At 41.8% G+C, this 18,263-nt stretch carries 15 protein-coding genes and 1 pseudogene; 11 read left to right on the plus strand and 5 right to left on the minus strand.

Annotated features, from left to right (window positions below; all coding sequences use genetic code 11):
- The first annotated feature begins 74 nt into the window (after positions 1 to 74).
- From ACJJIS_RS07340 to ACJJIS_RS07360, 5 genes and pseudogenes are all read left to right on the plus strand, one after another.
- On the plus strand, positions 75 to 3,344 hold the full coding sequence (locus ACJJIS_RS07340) for an HAD-IA family hydrolase (RefSeq protein WP_475709869.1): 3,270 nt from the start codon (positions 75 to 77) through the stop codon (positions 3,342 to 3,344).
- Between the two features lie 3 nt (positions 3,345 to 3,347).
- The gene (locus ACJJIS_RS07345; protein ID WP_475709870.1) at positions 3,348 to 4,004 is read left to right on the plus strand and encodes a sulfotransferase family protein; all 657 of its coding nucleotides are present in this window, start codon (positions 3,348 to 3,350) and stop codon (positions 4,002 to 4,004) included.
- A gap of 318 nt (positions 4,005 to 4,322) precedes the next feature.
- A pseudogene (locus ACJJIS_RS07350) lies at positions 4,323 to 5,360 on the plus strand (IS3 family transposase).
- Complete coding sequence (locus tag ACJJIS_RS07355; protein WP_475709871.1) at positions 5,357 to 5,551, plus strand: helix-turn-helix domain-containing protein; 195 nt, start codon at positions 5,357 to 5,359, stop codon at positions 5,549 to 5,551. Before ACJJIS_RS07350 ends, ACJJIS_RS07355 begins: the two are co-directional and overlap by 4 nt.
- Positions 5,552 to 5,852: 301 nt before the next feature.
- The gene (locus tag ACJJIS_RS07360) at positions 5,853 to 6,206 is read left to right on the plus strand and encodes an IS30 family transposase (RefSeq protein WP_475709872.1); all 354 of its coding nucleotides are present in this window, start codon (positions 5,853 to 5,855) and stop codon (positions 6,204 to 6,206) included.
- Between the two features lie 412 nt (positions 6,207 to 6,618).
- On the opposite strand, the gene ACJJIS_RS07365 is transcribed toward ACJJIS_RS07360, so the two are convergent.
- Genes ACJJIS_RS07365 through ACJJIS_RS07385 form a run of 5 tightly spaced genes read right to left on the minus strand, consistent with a single transcriptional unit; the run spans position 6,619 to position 11,627 of the window.
- Positions 6,619 to 7,791, minus strand: coding sequence for a capsular polysaccharide export protein, LipB/KpsS family (locus tag ACJJIS_RS07365; RefSeq protein ID WP_475709873.1), 1,173 nt, complete (start codon positions 7,789 to 7,791; stop codon positions 6,619 to 6,621).
- A 15-nt stretch (positions 7,792 to 7,806) separates the two neighbouring features.
- On the minus strand, positions 7,807 to 9,198 hold the full coding sequence (locus ACJJIS_RS07370) for a glycosyltransferase (protein ID WP_475709874.1): 1,392 nt from the start codon (positions 9,196 to 9,198) through the stop codon (positions 7,807 to 7,809).
- Positions 9,164 to 10,168, minus strand: a complete 1,005-nt coding sequence (locus ACJJIS_RS07375) for a hypothetical protein (RefSeq protein ID WP_475709875.1) — start codon at positions 10,166 to 10,168, stop codon at positions 9,164 to 9,166. The genes ACJJIS_RS07370 and ACJJIS_RS07375 overlap by 35 nt, the downstream gene beginning before the upstream one ends.
- Entirely contained in the window at positions 10,165 to 10,863 is a 699-nt protein-coding gene (locus ACJJIS_RS07380; protein ID WP_475709876.1) for an ABC transporter ATP-binding protein, read from the minus strand. The genes ACJJIS_RS07375 and ACJJIS_RS07380 overlap by 4 nt, the downstream gene beginning before the upstream one ends.
- Positions 10,860 to 11,627 carry an ABC transporter permease gene (locus tag ACJJIS_RS07385; protein ID WP_475709877.1) on the minus strand — a complete coding sequence of 256 codons (768 nt, stop codon included), beginning with the start codon at positions 11,625 to 11,627 and terminating at the stop codon, positions 10,860 to 10,862. The genes ACJJIS_RS07380 and ACJJIS_RS07385 overlap by 4 nt, the downstream gene beginning before the upstream one ends.
- Positions 11,628 to 11,812: 185 nt before the next feature.
- On the opposite strand from ACJJIS_RS07385, the gene ACJJIS_RS07390 reads away from it, so the two are divergent.
- The 6 genes from ACJJIS_RS07390 to ACJJIS_RS07415 all read left to right on the plus strand — a co-directional run bounded on the left by ACJJIS_RS07390 (position 11,813) and on the right by ACJJIS_RS07415 (position 18,232).
- The gene (locus tag ACJJIS_RS07390) at positions 11,813 to 12,970 is read left to right on the plus strand and encodes a glycosyltransferase (RefSeq protein WP_475709878.1); all 1,158 of its coding nucleotides are present in this window, start codon (positions 11,813 to 11,815) and stop codon (positions 12,968 to 12,970) included.
- Entirely contained in the window at positions 12,971 to 14,068 is a 1,098-nt protein-coding gene (locus ACJJIS_RS07395) for a glycosyltransferase family 4 protein (RefSeq protein ID WP_475709879.1), read from the plus strand.
- 288 nt (positions 14,069 to 14,356) lie between these two features.
- The gene (locus ACJJIS_RS07400) at positions 14,357 to 15,226 is read left to right on the plus strand and encodes a glycosyltransferase family 2 protein (RefSeq protein ID WP_475709880.1); all 870 of its coding nucleotides are present in this window, start codon (positions 14,357 to 14,359) and stop codon (positions 15,224 to 15,226) included.
- 78 nt (positions 15,227 to 15,304) lie between these two features.
- Positions 15,305 to 16,420: a GDP-mannose 4,6-dehydratase gene (gene gmd / locus ACJJIS_RS07405; protein WP_475709881.1), complete on the plus strand. Its 1,116-nt coding sequence runs from the start codon at positions 15,305 to 15,307 to the stop codon at positions 16,418 to 16,420.
- A 3-nt stretch (positions 16,421 to 16,423) separates the two neighbouring features.
- Positions 16,424 to 17,380, plus strand: a complete 957-nt coding sequence (locus tag ACJJIS_RS07410; protein WP_475709882.1) for a GDP-L-fucose synthase family protein — start codon at positions 16,424 to 16,426, stop codon at positions 17,378 to 17,380.
- An 81-nt stretch (positions 17,381 to 17,461) separates the two neighbouring features.
- The gene (locus tag ACJJIS_RS07415) at positions 17,462 to 18,232 is read left to right on the plus strand and encodes a glycosyltransferase family 2 protein (RefSeq protein WP_445361580.1); all 771 of its coding nucleotides are present in this window, start codon (positions 17,462 to 17,464) and stop codon (positions 18,230 to 18,232) included.
- Positions 18,233 to 18,263 lie beyond the last annotated feature (31 nt).

The following is an 18,263-nucleotide window of genomic DNA, read 5'->3' on the forward strand; positions in this document are numbered from 1 at the left end:
CAAATACTTAGAGCTATAAAGCGTGTTGTGTATTAAGTTCATTATTAAATATTAAATTGAAGTTGCAGCAATATATGAATGTTTATATTTCATCAGATTTCTTAATGACCCGTGAAGATGAGCAAGACTCAAATCTTCGGTGGTTTTTTGATTTGCTAAAAAGACCTATAGAGCTAAGTACTGGTATTTGCCCGGCAGCTCTTAGAAGCGATTTTTTTGGTGGGGCTACTTTCAATCGTTCGGTTTTTTTCAAGAAATCTGGTATTTCTCTCGATATACAGGAGCTGCAATACCACTATGATGCTAGCTCTATAAATACTGACTCCCTTCAGTACTTGAAAGAGTGTTTGGGCGATGCCCTGGTTGTCGGGTATGAGCTTTCAGAGCAAACTCGAGATGTTTTAATCCGCGCTGACATTGCATATGTTGACATCTGGTTGCATCCATGTAGATATTTGGATGATATATTATTTGGGGTATCATCATCTAAAAAAGAAGTCTTTCAAGCTCTGAAAAAATATGAGCTAAATGAAGAATATTTATATCAGTATGCCACTAAATATAAGATATCTACCTATAAAGGCTGGCGGCGAGTTCTCGATAAGGTCAGTATAAAACCAAACACCGCCCTGTTTATTGGACAGACTTTATATGACAAGGCTGTTGCTAAAAATGGCAAGATGCTTACGGCAATAGATTTTATTGATAGGTTGGATAAGGCGTCAAATGAATATGCCGAAGTGTTATATAGTCGCCATCCATATGTTAAGCGTGGTGATGAAAGTATTCTGGAGTATATTAAGAGCAGCTCTAATATTAGTTTGACTAGCTATCCCGCGTATCACCTTTTAGCTCATCCTGATGTGAAGAAAGTACTTACCATTTCTTCTTCTGTCGCATGTGAAGCAAAGTATTTTGAGAAAGAAGTAGAATTCCTGCATAGACCTGTATTGGAGCTGTATGAGAAGTATTCAACCAGGAGCTATGTGACGATATTCAAAAGTATAGTTAACCCTCGCTTTTGGTCCGAGGTGCTTTCTCCAGTAATTGCGACAACCTCTGCCCCAAACGTTGAGTATTTGACTTCAGGGGAAAACCTAAGGGATATGCTCGGGTTCTATTGGAGTTATCCAGAGATAAATAAATTGGAGAACTTGCGGAGAACTGTGCGAGCCCTTGATAATAAAGTTGCAAAAATTGCCAAGACTCTCCCTCAGCTAAATAAAAGGAAATCTACTGGAAGTGTAGAGGGCGCTGCAGCGTCAATTAAAGCTTCTGGCCAGCAGTTTCAGGCTTTTGATATAGATAGCATAAAGTTGTCGATTGATAAGGTTGATTTTGTTTCCTTTGATCTCTTTGACACTTTGGTTTTCCGTTGCCTAGAAAAGCCTGGAGACCTCATTGATCTGTTTTCTAAGCAGGTTTGTGAGCATCAACTAGCAACTGCTCGTAGCTTTTCTAAAGCGAGGAATATAAGCCGACGAAATGCTGAAAGTAGCGGGTTAAAAGAGGAAGTCTTACTGCGAGATAGGTATGATGTGCTTCTTAGGGAAGAAGTCTGGAGTGAACTACAGACCTCTGGAAAGGAGCTTGAAAGAGGGGAGTTTGCACTTGATTTGAAGTGTTTAAGTGTAAGACCTGTCGGTAAGAAGCTATTTGATTACGCCTTGGCTAAGGGCAAAAAGGTTATCATTGTAACGGACACCTATTATCCTGTAGAGCTGATAGAAGAGCTGCTGTTAGAATTCGGTTACAAAGGCTATTTCAGGTTATTTAGTTCTTCAGAGGTGGGGTTAACTAAATATACTGGGAATATTTTCCCTCAAGTAATTGAGGCTCTTGAGGTTTCACCTAAAGCAGTAGTTCATATTGGCGATAATAAAATCTCAGATGTTGAAAAAGCAAATCTTCATGGAGTACAAGGGATTCATCTGCCTAGTATTGAGGATTTTTTCAAGCGATCTAGTAGGCTTTCTAGCAAAGCTTACCTATCGGATGAGATTTCAAACTCAATTTTCAAAGGCTTGTTAGCTCAAAGAAATGATAGTTTCTTGACTAAAACGATAAGCAGAACTGTGGGTGGTGGTAGTGCGATTGAGCTGGGATATCGTTCAGTCGGCCTGTTTATATATGGTTTTGCTAAGTGGATTTTAGGTAAGGCGTCGGAAGATGGTGTGACTGACTTAGTCTTTTTGTCACGTGATGGCCATGTAGTTAAAGATGTCGTCGATAATCTTCTGAAAAAAACAGGGAAAGCAGGTGTTAAGACGCATTATCTATATGCCTCTAGGCGTAGTTTGAGTGTTGTTTCAATACACACTCTAGATGATGCATTGGGTATACTGAAAAATAACTTCTCTCCAGTTGACCCAGTAACTCTATTGTCTGCCCGCTATGGTCTAGATCCTGAGGTTGTAGGCCCTGTAGTTAGGAGTATTTTTAAGCACCAAAAGCAGGTGAAATCTGCAAGTGAATCCGATATTGAAAAGTTAGGGGAAGTTTTACGTCTTTGCGAAAAACACTTGTTGGATGTTGCTGAGAGAGAGCGGGCTGCCCTCAAGGAATACTATAGTAATTCTAGTGCTTTTGATGGTGAAAAGTGCTCTATCATTGATATCGGGCATAATGGCACATTACAAAATTATATTTCTAGGTTCATGGGTATCGAGAATCTTAAAGGATATTATTTTGTTACATATGCTGGAGTTCAGTCCAACATAATTGATAGAGGGATGAGCGCTTCAGGGTATCTGGGAGAGTTTATGGATATAAACAGCCCAGAACATCCTTACCGAAAAAATTTGGTCATGTTTGAGTTGGCGTTCTTAAGTAAGGAGCAGTCATTTGTTAGGTGTAAGTTTACAAGTGAAAGAAAGGTTGAGGCTGAGTTTTTACCTTTTGAAGGGGATGAAGTCCGATCTGGATTTTCTGCTAACTTGCACCAAGGGGTGGTTGAGTTTTGCTTAGATCTGGAGGAGACGATTTGTAGGCTGGGAGTTGAGTTTGTACTTGAGCCATATGAATCGATAGGGCCTTACTTAGAGCTAATCGAGAGCCCTGAACGTCAAGATATTGTAATGTTTAAAGAGGTCACATTTGAGAACAAGTATAGCGGCAGAAGTTTGGAGTATGTTGTCGGGAATGGCCAGGTCCCAGGGCTTTGGAAGCAGGCTAACGGAACTCTAAGTGGTAGTTTAGGCCAAGAATATGATTATGTTAATGTTAAAACAGGGAATGGATTTATAAGAAGGAATTTTAAGAAAATGCTGAGTGATCGAGGGCAGATCAAAAAAGATATTATTAATATATATTCATTGATAGTTCATGGCGAGTACAGGCGGTAATTTATGGACGGTGTAAGTCATAGCAACACGATACTTTTTGAAAGCTACTCGTTTGCATATATTGGGATTCCTAAAGCAGCTAATTCGAGTGTGAAAAAGGTTTTGGCTCCTCTAGTAGGTGTTGACTTTTCTGAAGCTGTCAAGGCAAAAAATATCCACAATAGAGAGAAATATCCTTTCAATTATAAAAGCTCGAAGGCGCTATCAAAGAAAATTGATGGCTTATTTGTGTTTACTGTTGTGCGAAATCCTTGGGACAGGCTTGTATCTAGTTATAACGATAAAGTTTGTAGGGCTAATATTCACCCTCCGTTACTTAAGCTAGGTATGTATACTGGTATGCCCTTTGAGGAGTATGTTGATATAATCAGTGTCACTAAGGATCAGGATCTTGATATACATCTGCGCTCACAAACTTCTCTGATCTTTCATGATGGTAGGTTGATGCCAAATTTAATTTTAAGAATGGAGAATTTAAACTCTCACTGGAAAAGCTGTGCAAAAATTATTGAGGGTTTTGTGGGGAAGGATTTGCCTGAGATGCTTATTAGTAACTCTAAAAAGCATAGGTATTATGGTGAATATTATACGCGAGCCACAAAAAACAAGGTGGGAGATAGATTTTCTTCTGATGTAACATTATTTGGTTACGATTTCTGATTGATAGAATAAGTTAGGTTGGTGCTTCTACAGAGCTTGTATAAATGAGGCTTTGTAGAAGCTGAGGGCTCTCAAGTCCTCTTTGTATATTTTAAGAGGTTGTATTGGCTATTTGGATTTTTACGTAAGTATAAATGTAATAGCTTACCTAGTAATTTCCCTATCCTGTTTCGCTGGATAGTGATTTATAAGCCCTGCCACTTGCTTAGACAAATAATTTTAAAGAACCTTTAAAAAATAGCTAGGGTTTTGTAGTGGTCTACTAAACCTGGACACCAATTTAGGTGGTAAAGTTGCCACCGAAGATAGAGGTGTTCAATGAGTAGACAGCGTCGATCCTTTTTTCCCGAATTTAAATTAGATGCTGCCCGCCTAGTTGTAAATCAAAGCTATTCAATCCCTGAAGCGGCCCGATCGCTGGATTTTGGTACAACGGCTATCCGTCGCTGGGTGAAACAGCTAGTGGTCCATGCAGAAAGTAATGTAACTAATGGCGAACCATCCGTTTAATGTATCTATTATGCGGACACCTAAACCTTTTCAAGTTTCTGATAGTGAAGTATCCATTCTGAACGAGTAGTGCCGATCAACAACCCTTCCAAAGATATACCCAGAATGCAGCTTCGCTCTAAAGTCATTGAGCTCTTCGAGCGCAGCCGAGGCTCTGCTGGAATCCGCACAATCGTAACTTTACTTTGTGAGCAGGAGATACCAATTGGACGCTTTAAAGTCCGAAAACTCATGAGTGAGGCGGGTTTGGTATGTAAGCAACCAGGTTCTCATAAATATAAGAGAGCAATCGTAGAGAACTTAGATATACCCAATAAACTTGACCGCCGGTTTAATGTAGAGAAACCCAATCAAGTTTGGTGTGGCGATATTACCTATATCTGGGCTGGCTCAAACTGGTGTTACCTAGCTACCGTTATAGACTTATATGCTCGCCGTATCGTTGGATAGGCTCTCTCAGGGCACCCAGATACGGCATTAACGACAAAAGCATTGGAAATGGCCTGGGAGCATCGAGGAAAGCCCGATGGAGTTATGTTCCACTCGGATCAAGGCTGTCAGTATACCAGTCATCGGTTCCGCCAACGGTTGTGGCGCTACCGAATGGCCCAGAGCATGAGTTGACGTGGAAATTGCTGGGATAATGCACCAATGGAAAGAGTGTTTCGGAGTCTGAAAAGTGAATGGATACCCTCTCTCGGTTACAACGCCATCACAGAAGCGAGCCGAGACATCAGCTATTACTTGATGACTTACTACAACTGGGAGCGTCCCCATCAACACAATGACGGATTACCACCTGCAAAAGCGGAAGAAAAACTTAACTTACTGTCCGGTAATAGTTGACCACTACAATCGAAGTCCTCAATGGACAGGGCTATTCGGCTCGAGCCATTGCACTACACCTCAATCGCTCCAACAAAACTATCTCCCTAGAGCTTAATCGCTTTCATCCTTATTGCGCGATAGCGCTCATCGCCAAGCGTTATGGAGGCGATATGGGGCTCGTAAGTATACCAAGTTTGATTTCGCCATGAAGGTGTAAATCGACCATCAGCTAAAAAACGCTAGTTCCGACCAAGTTGCTGGTCGGATGAAGCTTGAGAAATGAGAGAAACGGTCAGTTGTTCTACTATTTATCGCTGGATAGCTCAGCTTGGTTGGAGGTTGCGGCTTCCACGAAAAGGCAAAGTCTACCGAAAGCGTACAGGTTCTGAGGCAGGAACAAAGCTCATTCCGGAGCGTATTGATATTGAAGAACGGCCTAGGATTGTTGATGGAAATACCGAGTTCGGTCACTGAGAGGGCGATACGGTTTACGACCAAGATAGCTATCTTGTGAATTTAGTTGAGCGAATCTCTAAATTGTTGCTCACTCGTAGGGTGCCCAACAAGAGTAAGAGGACAGTAAGTCGGGCAATCAAGCAGATGCTGAAGCCGTATCAGGCAATATGTAAAACGATAACCTTCGATAACGGAGGTGAGTTTGCTAGTCATCAATCGATTGCGCAGAAACTGGGGTGCAAAATATATTTTGCAAAGCCTTATTACTCCTGGGAGCATGGATTAAATGAAAATACGAATGGCCCTTTGAGACGTTTCTTCCCGAAAGGTATGAAAATTGGTAAGATACCCAAAAGCCGTATTGACGATGCAGTGTTTCGAATAAACACTTGCCCAAAAAAACTCTAAATTACTTGAGCTCACTAGAATTTCTAGCGGGCAGGCGTGTGTCACTTATATTGGCAATCTAGGTATGCTTACCTGTTGCCATAAAAATACTGAGTGGAGGGAAAGGTACTCAAATAGGAAGGGGATCGTGACAGTATAAAAACACTCTCCATCTGCAGGGATTTCGCAACCGTTAGCATCGTTTAGTTGTTTGTAGAAATTCTGTAATCCAGACCACGGTAAAAAAAGTAGCGTGTTTCAGTGGGACCCCAGCCCCTAGGAATAAGTTGAAAGTTTATAGTGGAGTGATACTAAAGGAGTCTATAATTAAGGTGCCAGTACTTCTGCATAGTGTATTAAAGTAATATCGCAATAAATTTCTATATGCTCAAAGGAGTTGTATTCCATGCTAAAAGAGTGTGCTCGGCAACTCTTACTTCGTGTTTAGTTTTCTCCTTAATGTCAGATATATCCTTGCAATTAGTATAGATAATCTGCCATATGGCGAAGGTGTGTTTGTTTTGCTATCAGTTTTTTTGAAAAGGGGGATGCTGTTCTGTTTTTTCAATAAAAAATACAGAAGAGCATCACTTTCATATTTTAAATTTTCACCGCTATTTAGTTCTATGGGGGTGTCAATATTTTGTTTGATGATGGCTTCTGAGGAATTAAATAATCCACTTCCAAGTGCGTATGTAGGCTTGTTATAAATCAGGCTTTCCAATAACACGGTGCTATTAATTCCTATAACTGCACTGCATTCAGCTAATAGTTTATAAATGGGTGTCTCGCTATCAAATGAAACTCTATTTGGGATGTCTTTTACATTTAATTTGGGAATAGCAGGATAAATGGGGTGTGGCCTTATTATAATCTTTAGTGTTTCATCGGTATTCTTGATTACCCATTCTATGAACTCGGCCATTGTTTTGAAGGGGGAAAACATAGTAATATTTGTATCTGTTTCCAGTTGAAGTGGAACAAATATATAGCCGCAGTCTTTAATCCTGTGTTTGCCATGTTGAGTATAGTATTTATTCTTCCAGTTGTTTATCGATTCCCTCTCTCTGGTCGAAATTTTGATGGGGCATGTAAAAGCGATTGAGCTTTCTGCATTAACACCTCTGTCATCTTGATAGTAAGTTCCTTTTTGAGGAAACCAGCCGGCTTCAATGTAGCGATATTCTTGTCTTGGGTTTAACGCTCTTGTTAAAGAGATAAAGTCTTGCTGGTAGTGTACTAGTCCATTCCAGAGGATAATGAGATCAGGGTTGTAATCGGCAATAATATCCCCATATGCGGCTTTTCTATATTGCTGTATTTTTTTCAGGGTTGCCTCAGGTGAGTCATTAAAAAGTTTTCTTAATGCCGCATTTCTTGGGAGGGCGAAAAATGGAACGCCAGATTCGGTAACTATGGATTTTATAATGTTTATACAGCAAACTGTGTGAGGGGTGTTCTGCGCGTTTCGAAAAAGCAGCTGAACTTCTTCTTCGACTATGAGAAAAACTTGATTGCCTTCTTTTATTTCTTGTTGTGCAAGCGCACATACCTGTTCTGCCCGCAGAATGTCTGGCATTGGCTCATAAAAAAGTATTTTTTTCATAACTTTTATTGGGCCTTAAAGATTAATTTTTGAAATTGTACTAAAGATAGGCTTCCTAGCCGAGTAGATATTACAGGTCTTAGCCGTGACCTCTGCCACAGAAAGAGGTTTTTCTGGAGGCGTAAAATAGGAAGGATTGTCCAAAAATTTCTGGATAAGATGAGTCAGTGAATTTGAGTCATTCATTGGGAATGTTAGCTTGGCCTCCAATAGTTCAGCGCAGCCTGGGCTGTTACTCGAAATTGTGGGTATCCCTCTTGCGCCGGCTTCAAGTAGAACTTGCGGTTGGTTTTCGGGACTAGTACTTGGTATTACTAGCAAATCTAAGGAGTCTAGAAAAGAGATGGTGCTCTTTTCATCAACTTCCCCTAAATACTCTATATTTGTGCTACTTTTAAATAATAAGTTGGCATAGTCTTTGTCATGTACTCTCCCAGCGACACTCAACACAACGTCCTTATATGCTAGTTGGGACATCGCCTCTACAAGTAGATGCACTCCCTTATGTGGCGCAATCGCACCCAAAAATCCAATTCTAATACATGAATCTATGCTTTTCTTTGCAGTGGGGGGTAAGAACCAATCGGATGAAAGTCCAGTTGGTAGGTAAGTGGTATTGTTAATTCTAAAAAAGTTCTCTAGGCGAGATTTTCCTGTCTTGGAAAGGCAGATAACCTTTTGGGCGTTACTTAGAATTTGATGGAGCAACCTATTTCTCTTCGGCCATTTAGTAATGCCACCAAATTTCAGGAGGTTGTTACCCAGGATGGCGCCTTGAGCTAAAACGTTGAAACCAGTTCGTGTTGATATTTTTTTTATAATTTTATTTGAGTGTGTTGAAGCAATGCACTTTAAGCACTCAGTTGATTTTCTGAAGCCTGAGCAGAATCTACCATCGCTTAATGTCAAGGTATGTTTTGGGCATAGCCACCAGAAGTCAGTTACTGTGATAAAGTAAGGTAGCTGAAGGGCTCTTGCAGCTATTAGTGCATTAACTCCAATATGGGCAGGGTTCACCATGTGAATGATGTCAGGTTGAACCTCACGCAGCAGCTTTTTGTAATAATCTACAGGTGCTCCATCAAGTGCGCCCCATCCTTTTGTTGGAATCTTAATTAATGTAGTTTTGCCTGCAAGCTCCGAACTATATATATTCGTAGTCTTTTTTTCTGGATCACCAGCTGCAATTATAATGTCACAACCTATATCTCTGAGCCCGCTTGTTATATTCCTTATATACCTTTCTGTACCTTGAGTGTAGCCCGGGCCATACTGCATTGTAAAAAACAGAATGCGTTTATTTTTGCAATTATTAGCCATTATTGTTGGGCCCTTGAGCCAATTGGTATATAAATCAAACTTTTGCAATAAGTTATGGTTGGGGCTGCTGAGCATCTTTAAGTGCAAGTTTTCTCCTTAATCGATTAACTTGCTTTTTTTGATGTATTGAAAACTCAAGTAGAAGCTGTTGGGATTTGCCGGCAATAGATGATTCTCCTGGTGCAAAGCCGGCTAACAATTTTTTCTTAACTGGAGGAGGGCAATTAAATTCGCTGCTTACCCGCTTAAGTATAATGTTTGATATAGCTAAAGCCATATATCTCTTAAAGCGACTGCTAACGGGTTGCTTCATTACCTGCCCATATTTTTGGGTCATCACTTCAGAAAACTGATGCCTCATCGAAGGGCGTGAGGTGGTTGCGAAAGTAGACATAGCAAAAATCGTATATATATTCGGCGTTATATTTTTTTTGAGTGGCATTTGCCTCAGGTTTTTAACTTGTGAAGAAAAGCCTAATGTACTCATGAAGTCTGATATTAAATTGCCGTCTACCCACTGCGACTTACAGTAGGGACGTACATATAGATTTTCTTTACCAAACACCTTTGACCACCTAAATACGAATAAAGGTTTGAATCCAGAAATGTAGACTAGAGGATTAAATATTGCAGGAAGCCATTTTAACTTTCGGTATAAGCGAAAAAAATCAACTCTTGATTTGCAGCTCTTAAGTCGTTGCATTGCACCTGACTCTAGATATTCGTCAGATTTTCTTATATACGCGATTATTTTAACCTCGTGGCTATTCAGCCAATCTTTGAGTCTCAGGATATCTGCTTCGCCAACTCCGCAAAGCATTTCAGAGCTAAGAATGACATTCTCGTTACTACTCTTCAAATGTTTCTCAAAAGCTTCCCAGCCAGGTCCCTTATTTCCCGATAGGAGTTCTCTTGCCAAAATTTCTTGGTGTGGTGCTTTCTCTAACTGGGGATAAAGTATTCCGCATTTTTTTAGTGCGTTACGGCTTCTGGTTAAAGTATTTTGAATAGATGTGGTTCCGGTTTTGTCCGACCCAATATGGACGTATATCTTCATATTGATTCAGTCTCTAAAGAGTAGGAATCTAATACATTCTGAGTGGAACCGAGCATCTTTACTTTACCTTGATCAATCCAGAGGGTGCGGTCACAAAATTTCTTTAAAGTTCTAGTTGAATGGGATACCAAAACAACTGTTTGGTTAGATCGAACTCTTTTTTTCAGCTCGTGGGATGATCTTTCTTTAAATTTTTTATCTCCGACACCTAAAATTTCATCTAGCAATAAAATCTCTGGGTTGGTGCGAATTGCAATTGAAAAGCCAAGTCGAGCTCTTTCCCCTGCAGAGTAGGTTCCTACAGGTTGGTTCATTAGGTGTGTTATTTCTCCAAACTGTGCAATCTCTGAGACTAGAGATTTTGCGACGCTAATAGGCATACCCTGCGTAACTAGAGCCATTACAGTATTGTCATAACCACTGAGATTCTTATTAAAGCCTAGGTTTAAAGATAGCAATTGAGATCTTAATCCTTTTGACCGTGAAATATGGCCTTTGTCAGGTTTGATGATGCCTGCCAAAAGCTTCAAAAGGGTTGATTTTCCCGCACCATTGCGGCCAATTACACCAAGTGTTTCGCCCTTAAATAGTTCAAAATTAAGATCTTCAAGGACATATTCCTTTTTAGAAAAGGGGGTTAAGCGTCTACGAAAGCAAACGCCAACTTCATTAAAGGCGAGTACTTTATCTTTCATAAGAGCGTCCTTGGGTAGTGCCTATCAAATTTTTGTAAGATTCCTAAGCCTAAAAGAAAGGATGCAGCAGCAAAACAATATGGGTACAGAAGTTCTGTGCTATTCAAGCTTTCACCCCGGATTAGAATAGCGCGATAGCTGTCAAATATGCTGACGAAGGGATTGAGGTGCAAAATTTCTTGAATTGCTTCCGGGCGGCTGTTGATATCAAAAAATATACCCGAGGTAAATAAGATGGTCGTCACGCCCAGGCTAATAATGTGCTTCGTATCTGGAACTAAGGGTACAATAGCGGCAGTTATAAAGCTAAGACCTAAGTTAATAAACACCTGACAAACTATAATTGGCAGTAAAAAAATCCAATTTATACTTAGATTAAACCCGCTAAGTACAAAAAACAAACACAAAAGCGGGAAGACAATTGAAAAGCGCAAAAGCATAGATAGGTTTACGGTGGTTGGGAATATCCACTTGGGTAGGTAGAATTGACTAAGAATACCTTTGTTGCTACTAATCGAGGTTCCACTACCAGTTATTGAAGAAGAGGTCCACTTGAAGGGGATTAACGCACAGAGCAAGAAATAAATGAAGTCTGTGCCTTTACCGCCACCTTTAAGCCCTGTGGAAAAGGCGAGGTAAAAAAGTGCTGTCAAAAGGATGGGTTCGAGCACCCACCAAAGTGATCCGAGGTAGGAGTTCTCGGAGTCAGCCTTAAGTGCACCAGTACCACGAATCCAAATAATGCTTAAATAGTTTTTTAACATCTAGAGAAGAGCTCTTTCTTTCAGAGTGTCCCAGAGACAGAGAACTAATGGTTTTGCCAACATGTACAGTGTATTGCTGTTGTCATATCAGAGTTCCATTGTTAACCTTGGAGAAATGCTAAATATACAATATTTTGTTTAAAAACAGTAGCCTACAGGCGTAAGTTGTAGGTTGGGCAGTCATAATGTACGTCGGTGACCTATTGGTGGATTTTGAAAGAGTAGGGGGTGGGCTGGGAGCCTCGATTAAATCACTACAGTGCTACCGCACATTTTTCCCGGAAAGTCAAGGGGGGGTGGAGCAGGTTATTCTTGAGGTTGCTCGTGGAACAGGAGGTGAAGTTTTAACACTGTCGCAAGTGCCTAGTGGGCAATCAGTATATTCAGGTGTCAATGTTAGTTCTTCCAAAAGGTGGTTTTCAATTGCGTCCTGTTGTGTTGGTCCTGGGCTATTGTTACGACTATTTAGAAAGTCTCCAGATATCCTCCATTTTCACTTCCCATGGCCATTTGGAGATATCAGTTACTTATTGGCTGGTCGTTCACGGCCTTTAGTAATTACTTATCACTCCGATATTGTTCGACAGCGCTTTTTGGGGGCCGTTTATAGGCCTTTAATGAGATATTTTCTCAGTCGCGCTGACCGGATAGTAGCCACGTCTCAAGCTTATGTAGATACTAGCCCTGTGCTGTCTAGGTATAGAGAGAAGGTTGAAGTGATTCCGCTCGGCATATCTGAAGAAAACTACCCACCCCCAAGCAGTCAGACTGTTGAGTCAATTGTCTCTCGGTTTGGTCGTGACTTTATGCTGTTTGTGGGTGTTCTTCGGTACTATAAGGGCCTGGATTACTTGGTTAGGGCTGCAGCCGGCCAAGAATATAAAGTCGTTATAGCTGGTAAAGGGCCGGAGATGGAGCACTTGAAAGCTCTAGCTGAAGGGGTAGGTGCCGACAATGTTATCTTTGCTGGATTTGTTAGTGATGAGGAAAAAATGGCCCTCATGTCGCTATGTAGAGCGGTAGTCTTTCCTTCTCATCTGCGTTCAGAGGCCTTCGGTGTAACATTGGTAGAAGGGTTAATGAACGGGAAGCCCCTTGTGTCTTGTGAGATAGGGACCGGTACCAGCTATGTTAATTCAGATGGCGAAACCGGGTATGTAGTCGAGCCCGCTGCCCCCGACGCCTTGCGTGAGGCGATGGATAAGCTATGGCGTGAGCCGAACAAAGCCTCTGATATGGGGCAGGCAGGGCGACGCCGTTTTGAAGCGTTGTTTACTGCGGAAAAGATGGTTTCTTCGTACCAGCGATTGTATCAAAATGTTCTTGAAGATAGAGAAGCTTGAATGGCTAGGATTGCTCTCGATGCCAGGCCACTTTCTGAGTCGACAACGGGGATAGGCCGTTATACACGGGCCTTGTTCGATCGCATGTGTGAAAGTGAGCATCATTGGTATCTTTACAGCCATAAGCCTCTGATGGGGAGCTTCTCAAGCGCAGATAACATTACGGTTAGGTGTGGTAGTGTTCGCTGGGGAAGCCTCAGCTCCCCATTTGCACAGGTTGTATTTCCAGTTTGGGCTAGGCTTGATCGTATTGATGTGTTCTGGTCTCCTCGCCATCATCTGCCCCTTTTCTTACCTGTACGTATTTCCAAAGTGGTTACGATACATGATCTGGTATGGCAGAAGTTTCCGCAAACCATGTCTCGACTGGGCTTACAGCTTGAGCGGTTGTTAATGCCTCCTTCATTGCGATTGGCTGATAACGTGATTGCTGTGTCGGAGAGTACTGGAGAGGAAATTTTGGGCTCTTTCAGTTACTGTAGGGACAAAGTTGTTGTTATTCCTGAAGCTCCATTTCTTAAGTCACCTTGCTTCAGACTCCGCCGGGGAGATTACTTTTTATTTGTGGGTACCCTAGAGCCCCGTAAGAACTTGCAGCGTTTGTTAGAGGCGTATAGTCAATATACGAGAATTGCAAAAGAGGCTTTACCTTTGAAGTTGTGTGGCGGCAAAGGATGGGGGGGGGTGAAGGTTGAAGAGGTTGTCGAGAGGCTAGGGCTAAGCGAAAAAGTTGAGATTTTAGGGTACGTTGAGGATGCTCAGCTTCCCGATCTCTATAGTAATGCTAGAGCATTGCTTATCCCTTCTCTATATGAAGGGTTCGGGCTTCCAATTGTTGAGGCTTTTAGTCAAGGCACGCCTGTTTTAACCTCGAACTGCGGGGCGATGAAGGAAGTTGCAGGTGATGCTGCGCTTTTGGTAAATCCTTTAGATGTTGAGGGTATGGCTAGGGGGTTAGTAAAGCTAACAACTGAACAAGCGCTGGTGGAGCGTTTACAGAGAAATGCTCTCGCTAGATTGAATATGTTTTGTTGGGAGAGGTCTGCGGCTAAAACGTTGTCTGTTCTTGAAGGTTCTTACCAAGCTCGTCGGACATGAGGAGGGTAACACTCTTTGTAGCTTTTCTATGTGTCATGCCTAAACCTGTAATGTAATTAGGCTATAAATTCTCTGCTGAGTGATAGCGGGATAGGGTAAGTTGGGAAGGCTTCTAGCTGGCCTCTGCTTTCCAGATGGCATTTTTTTGGACCCTTTGCTAAATTTTGGCGTGATTAGCTACTGCTTATTATTTTCCGTACTTGCTCAATTAAAATGTTGTGCTAAATGTTAGAGTTGTATTTATTTTTGGTTGAAAAATAATGTGATGGATTGAGCAAGGATGCTCAAATGGAGCCAAAGTTCTCAATAATTGTTCCCGTGTATCAACATTGGTGTTTTATTGGGGGGCTCTTATCTCAATTGGAAAATCAATCGTTTGCAAAGTCAGAATTTGAGCTGATTTTAGTTGCAAACGACCCCCCTGTTGCTTTTCTAGCGAGAAATTACTCCTTTTCCCTGAGGGTTCTCAGGTGCTACGTACCTGGGTCTTATGCTGCTAGAAACTTAGGGGTGAAGTTTGCAAGAGGAGAGTGGCTCCTCTTTACTGATGCAGACTGCCTGCCAAAACCTTGCTGGGTTGAAAAAATTAACTCTGCGCTTCTCGAAAGTAATCACCAAAGAACCTTGTTTGCTGGGCGAATTATATCCGCAGAAAATATTTCAGATTGTGACGTTTATCAAATGTATGATTGTTTGAAAGGCATTCCTCAGGAGCAATATGTACAGGTTGGAGTGGCTGCAACTGCTAATCTTGCTGTGCGGAAGCAATTTGCTGAGCAAGTGGGCGCTTTCGATGGAAAATTATACTCCGGTGGTGATTTTGATTTTTGTCATCGAGCGAGAGCGCACGGTGGGAGACTGGTCTACCTTTCGCAAGCAATTGTGGCTCATAGAGTGAGAGGTTCTTGGTCGGGGTTAGCGGTCAAGGCTAGGAGAGTGAAAGGAGGTCAATATTCTAGTAATCATGGTATTGGAAGATTTGGTGTGATTGTACGTACTTTTTTTCCTCCATTAAGATCTGTATTTTATTTCTTGAGTCGGAGTGAGTACCCCTTAAGGTTTAGGCTATTTTCAATTTTGGTTCAGTTTAAATTATGGTTTGTTGAAATTTTTGAGCTTGTTAAGTTGATGGCGGGAGGGGCTCCGGAGCGCCGTTAAAAAGATGTTGAACTTTTAACTTTAGTTTACTTGTTGGAGTTGAATGATAAAGGCAATAATTAGGTAAGGCATTTTTAAATGAAAAAAGCACTAATAACCGGTGTGACAGGCCAGGATGGCTCTTATTTAGCTGAATTTTTATTGGCGAAAGGATACGAGGTTCATGGGGTTAAAAGAAGGTCCTCTTCATTTAATACGAGCCGCATAGATCACTTGTACCAAGGGCCGCAAGATGATAGTAGAAGGTTTTTTCTTCACTATGGAGACCTTACCGATACGAGCAATTTGACCCGAATTCTTCAGGAGGTGCGGCCTGATGAGATCTATAATTTGGGTGCTCAGTCACATGTTGCGGTCAGTTTTGAATGCCCTGAATATACTGCAAATGTGAACGGGCTTGGAACCCTCAGAATACTTGAGGGGATGCGTCTTCTGGGGTTGGATAAAACCAGGTTTTACCAAGCCTCAACATCGGAGCTTTACGGTGCTGCCAAAGCTTCCCCTCAGAATGAAAACACTCCTTTCTATCCTCGCTCTCCATACTCAATTGCAAAATTGTTTGCTTATTGGACTGCGGTCAATTTCCGCGAGGCCTATGGCTTATATGCTTGCAATGGAATCTTATTTAATCACGAGTCATCACGGCGTGGTGAAACTTTTGTTACTCGAAAGATAACCCGGGGTTTGGCAAATGTTGCCCAAGGTTTAGAGCGTTGCTTGTATTTGGGGGAGCTGAATGCACTGAGGGACTGGGGGCATGCTAGAGACTATGTTGAAATGCAATGGTTGATGTTGCAGCAAGAAAGTCCTAAGGATTTTATCATCTCTACAGGGCTGCAATACTCCGTTAGGGATTTTGTTCGTAATTGTGCTCAAGAGTTGGGGATAGCGATAGAGTTTCATGGAGAGGGGCAGAAAGAGGTAGGTGTTGTTGCTTCAATTGTGGGAGAAGATGCTCCAGCAGTTAAATGTGGAGATGTAATTGTTAAAGTGGACTCTCGTTATTTTCGCCCGACAGAGGTGGTGTCACTAATAGGTGACGCCTCATTGGCTCGGCAAGAACTGGGATGGGCACCTAAAACAACCTTGAAAGATTTAGTTGGGGAGATGGTTAAGTATGATTTGAGGGAAGCGAAGCGGAATTTGTTGTTGGCTGGGAATGGTTATCGCACTGAGCCTATTTTTGAGGAGTAGTTAGTGAAATACTCCCAGAGAGTTTTTGTCGCAGGTCATCGGGGCATGGTTGGTTCGGCATTAATTCAGAGGCTGAGACCGCTAAAAAACTGTGAAGTCATTACTTGCCCTCGAGATTCGCTGGACTTGACAGATGCTGATGCTGTTTCTGATTTTTTTAATTCGGAGTCGATTGATACTGTTTATTTGGCTGCGGCAAAAGTGGGGGGCATATTGGCGAATAGCAAGCTCCCAGCTGATTTTATTTACCAGAATCTGATGATTCAGTGCAATGTAATCCATCAGGCTCACAAGGCCGATATCCAAAATTTGCTGTTTATTGGGTCGTCTTGTATTTATCCAAGGGATTCCCCCCAGCCGATACGGGAGCAGGACCTGCTTGGGGGCAGGTTGGAGACGACTAACGAGCCTTACGCTATTGCCAAGATTGCCGGAATTAAGTTGTGCGAGTCGTACTCAAGGCAGTATGGACGTAACTATCGCAGTGTTATGCCGACAAACCTTTATGGTCCATATGATAACTTTGACTCTGCAAATTCACACGTTATCCCTGCATTAATACATCGTTTCCATAAGGCCAAAAATGAAGGGGTGCAGAATGTCAGGATTTGGGGGAGTGGTGATGTTCGACGAGAATTTCTGTATGTAGAGGATATGGTTGATGCGTTGGTGTTTGTAATGGGTTTGGAAGATCGAGTATATCGATCCGTGACAGAGCCTATGTGCTCCCACTTAAATGTGGGTACTGGGGTGGATTGCACTGTTAAGGAGCTGGCTTATTTAATCGCCGGGATCATTGGGTTTGAGGGAAATATTACATTTGACAGGTCAATGCCTGATGGTGTGCCGCGGAAGTTGCTAGACACCTCAAAGCTATCGAAGTTGGGGTGGGATTCCCAGACTTCCTTGGGGGTAGGGTTAAAGAAAACATACGACTGGTATAGAAGTATTTTACGTTGATCGAATGTCAGATATTGTAATTTGTACTAAAGTTCTCAAGAGAGGTTTTACTTTTCACGAAACGACAACTTGAGACTTTTTGTGATAAAAATAAGCCTGATAACGGTTTGTCTAAATAGTGCTGACACTATTCGCGACACAATACTATCCGTGTTGGCTCAAGATTATGCAAATATTGAGCATATAATTATTGATGGTGGCTCTACTGATGGCACGCTAGAGATAATATCTGAGTTTAAAGGCCAAGTCGCGGCAGTTGTGTCTGAAAAAGACTCAGGTATTTATGATGCTATGAATAAAGGCATATGCCTGGCGTCTGGCGATATAGTCGGCACAATTAACTCTGATGATGTCTATTCTGATAGTCGTGTAATTTCAAATGTTGTTAATGAATTTTTAGTTTCGGGAGCCCAATCTGTCTATGCAGACCTGGAGATTGTGGCTCGCAATAACTTAAGCCAAAGAGTGCGTTTTTATGGCTCCAGTAAATTTAGGGTGTCTAAATTTCGCTGGGGCTGGATGCCACCCCACCCTACATTTTTTGTACGGCGTGACTGTTATAAAAAGCTAGGTTTATATAAAACCAACTACCGTGTTGCAGCAGATTTTGAATTGCTAGCTCGTTTTCTTCATCGGGATAAAATCAGCTTCAGGCGCTTGCCAAAATGTATTGTGAAAATGCGTGAAGGGGGTGTTAGTTCCCAGGGCGTTTGGGGGCGGATTCATCAAAATCTGGAAATTGTTAGGGCTTGCAAAGAAAATCATATCTACACAAACTTTTTCCTGATTCTATTTAAAGTACCTCTTAAACTGCTCGAATACACAGGAATTGGCCTTACCCATAGGCGGTGAAGGCCAACCTTTCCCTGTTTGATTTGAAGTG

The sequence above is a fragment of the Microbulbifer maximicatervae (SeqCode) genome (genome assembly GCF_056231245.1).

Coding starts and splice junctions, on each gene's coding strand:
- ACJJIS_RS07375 (WP_475709875.1), bottom strand. CDS start 10,168: ATGAAGATATACGTCCATATTGGGTCGGACAAAACCGGAACCACATCT.
- ACJJIS_RS07400 (WP_475709880.1), top strand. CDS start 14,357: ATGGAGCCAAAGTTCTCAATAATTGTTCCCGTGTATCAACATTGGTGT.
- ACJJIS_RS07345 (WP_475709870.1), top strand. CDS start 3,348: ATGGACGGTGTAAGTCATAGCAACACGATACTTTTTGAAAGCTACTCG.
- ACJJIS_RS07390 (WP_475709878.1), top strand. CDS start 11,813: ATGTACGTCGGTGACCTATTGGTGGATTTTGAAAGAGTAGGGGGTGGG.
- ACJJIS_RS07365 (WP_475709873.1), bottom strand. CDS start 7,791: ATGAAAAAAATACTTTTTTATGAGCCAATGCCAGACATTCTGCGGGCA.
- ACJJIS_RS07395 (WP_475709879.1), top strand. CDS start 12,971: ATGGCTAGGATTGCTCTCGATGCCAGGCCACTTTCTGAGTCGACAACG.
- ACJJIS_RS07385 (WP_475709877.1), bottom strand. CDS start 11,627: ATGTTAAAAAACTATTTAAGCATTATTTGGATTCGTGGTACTGGTGCA.
- gmd (WP_475709881.1), top strand. CDS start 15,305: ATGAAAAAAGCACTAATAACCGGTGTGACAGGCCAGGATGGCTCTTAT.
- ACJJIS_RS07340 (WP_475709869.1), top strand. CDS start 75: ATGAATGTTTATATTTCATCAGATTTCTTAATGACCCGTGAAGATGAG.
- ACJJIS_RS07380 (WP_475709876.1), bottom strand. CDS start 10,863: ATGAAAGATAAAGTACTCGCCTTTAATGAAGTTGGCGTTTGCTTTCGT.